Genomic DNA, 2534 nt, shown 5'->3' on the forward strand with positions numbered 1-2534 from the left:
CGCCGGCGCGCGATCCGCATCGCGCGCCGGCGGGGTGAGCCCGACTTCCCTCGGGCTTTCACGGGGGGCGGCAGCGGGCGGCAAGCCCGCCGCGCCCGCGGTCACGGACGATCGCGCCGCCAAGGCAGGCACGACGAGTGCCTGCCTTGGCGGAAGCGGGTCCGGCGTGTCGGATGCGGGGGGTTCGACAAACTGCTAGAAATGTATCCACGTGCCCGGTCGGGGGATGGCATGACGACAGAATTCGCGGGAGACGCGCCGCAACGGGAGCCGACAGGCCCGGATGCCGAGCGCGCCCGGCGGATCGCCGCCCTGTTCCACGAGCACAACCAGTCCCTGCTGCTGTTCCTGACGGCGCGCCTGCAGTCGGCCCAGGAGGCCAAGGAAGTCGCGCAGGAAGCCTACGTGCGCCTGCTGCAGCTCGACCAGCCGGCGGTGCACAGCTTCCTGCGCTCCTCGCTGTTCCGGATCGCCTCCAACCTGGCGGTGGACCGGCTGCGCCGACGGAGCGTCGAGGCCCGTGCCGCGCAGGAGGGCGGGGTGTTCGGCGAACTGGACGAAACCCGCGCGCCGGAGCGCATCCAGATCGCGCGCGAGGAATTGGCGCTGGTGGTGCGCTGCCTGGAGGAGTTGCCGCGCGAGACCCGGCGCGCCTTCCTGCTGCACCGCGTCGAGGGCAGGAGCACGGCCGACATCGCCGGCGAGCTGGGCGTGAGCGAGCGCATGGTGCGCTACCACATCGAGCGCACGCTGGTGTACTGCCAGCTGCGCCTGTCCGGCGCCAGCGCGGCGCAGGCACGGGAGCGGATGAAGCGATGAGCATGCCCGACCCCGAGAGCGAACGCCTGCACGCCGCCGCGCAGTGGCTGCTGCGCCTGAACGCCGATCCGGAAGACGAGCGGACGCTGCAGGAATGGCTGGCCTGGTGCGAGGCCGCGCCGGAGCACCGCGAAAGCTTCGAGCGGATCCAGCGCATGTGGCAGCTGACCGGCACCGCCGGGGAGGTGCTGCGGCGCGAACAGGCGCCCGCCGCCTATGCCGCCTCGGCGCTGGTGCGCCGCCGCCGCGGCCGCCGGCAGGCGCTGGCCGCGGGCCTCGCAGTGCTGGCCGGTCTCGTCGGCTGGTGGGTCATGCGTCCGCCGTCCATGCGCGATGCACCGGTGTTGAGCACGCCGGTGGCGATCAACGCCAGCAGCAGCCTGCCGGACGGGTCGCGCGTGGACCTGGGCGCGCGTTCGCGCCTGGTGCTGCGCTACGACGCCCAGGTGCGCCGCGTGGTGGTGGAGGCGGGCGAGGCGTATTTCCAAGTCACGCACGATCCGAAACGGCCGTTCGTGGTCGAGGCGGGCGGGCTGGAGGTGACCGCCGTGGGCACCGCGTTCAACGTGCATACCGGCGCCGACCGGGTGCAGGTCACGGTGAGCGAAGGGCGCGTGCGGCTGCAACCCGAGCGCACCTTGCTCGCGCGGCTGGAGGCGACGGTGACCAGGCCCGAGCCGCAAACGCCGATGACCGCGGGCGCCGGCGAGGCGGCCACGTTCTCTCCGCGCGCCGGGCGCCTGCGCGTCGCGCGCGCCGACCCCCGGCTCGCCACGTCCTGGCGCGGCGGCGTGCTCAAGTTCGTCGACGAGCCGCTCGGCGCGGTCATCGCCGACCTCAACCGCTATTCGGCGCGGCCCATCGTCCTGGAGGAGCCGGCGCTGGCGGAGCTGCGCTACACCGGCACGGTCTTCACCGGCAAGCTCGACAACTGGCTGGACGCGCTGGAAACCTCGTTCCCCGTGCGCGTGGCGCGCCGCGACGCGGACGTCATCGCCATCGACAGGCGCCGGACGCGGTAGCCTGTCGTACGCGGCGCGCGCGTCCGGCGCACGCCGCGTTTCCGCAAACGCCCTCGACTTCGTTTTGCAGTACTGAGCGGCGGCACAGCCGCGTCGTTCCTCGGCGGTGCTGGGACCCGCCGGCGGCGACCATCGAAGCCAAAACGAGCGATCAACGACGAACGAGGGGAGAGGGCAGGATGAAGAAGGGGCAATATCGGCCGCGCAACCGCATGCTGGCGCTGTGCATCGCCGCGGCGTGTTCGCTGCAGGCGCAGGCGCAGCAGCTGCCGGTGCAGGAGAGGACTTTCGAGATCGCGGCGCAGCCGCTGGGCCAGGCGCTGATCGCGTTCTCCGACCAGGCCGGCATCCAGGTGGTGACGTCCAACAACGACCTGGCGAACCTGCGCTCGATGCAGCTCTCGGGCGACTACGCGCCGGAGCAGGCGCTGCAGCACCTGCTCGAGGGCAGCGGCCTGCGCTATCGCGTGGTCGGCAGCAACACCATCGCCCTGATGGGAACCGCGCAGGAGGAGCCGCCGGGCGGAGATGCCGTGCGGGGAAAAGCCCTTGAGGCAGCTCTCCCGCCGGGAGCTGTCTCCGAAGCGCCGCAGGCGGAACCGCAGGACCTGGCAACGGCGCCGGAGGCGCCGCAGGACCAGTCCAAGCCGGGCGACGCCACCACGCTGGGCACGATCACGGTCACCGCGCAGA

At 72.5% G+C, this 2534-nt stretch carries 3 protein-coding genes; all 3 read left to right on the forward strand.

Annotated elements, in window-relative coordinates:
• Positions 1–231: 231 nt before the first annotated feature.
• Positions 232–819 carry an RNA polymerase sigma factor gene (locus MD221_RS15920; RefSeq protein WP_242112937.1) on the forward strand — a complete coding sequence of 196 codons (588 nt, stop codon included), beginning with the start codon at positions 232–234 and terminating at the stop codon, positions 817–819.
• On the forward strand, positions 816–1841 hold the full coding sequence (locus MD221_RS15925; RefSeq protein ID WP_242112938.1) for a FecR family protein: 1026 nt from the start codon (positions 816–818) through the stop codon (positions 1839–1841). Before MD221_RS15920 ends, MD221_RS15925 begins: the two co-directional genes overlap by 4 nt.
• Positions 1842–2020: 179 nt before the next feature.
• Positions 2021–2534 (forward strand): STN domain-containing protein (locus MD221_RS15930; RefSeq protein ID WP_242112939.1); only part of this gene is annotated, 514 nt, incomplete at its 3' end.

Source organism: Luteimonas aquatica, from assembly GCF_022662575.1.
Classification (GTDB): Bacteria; Pseudomonadota; Gammaproteobacteria; order Xanthomonadales; family Xanthomonadaceae; genus Luteimonas; species Luteimonas aquatica.

What these genes read in the sequence shown, in the direction of transcription:
- MD221_RS15920 (WP_242112937.1), top strand. Translation starts at nt 232, where the DNA reads ATGACGACAGAATTCGCGGGAGACGCGCCGCAACGGGAGCCGACAGGC.
- MD221_RS15925 (WP_242112938.1), top strand. Translation starts at nt 816, where the DNA reads ATGAGCATGCCCGACCCCGAGAGCGAACGCCTGCACGCCGCCGCGCAG.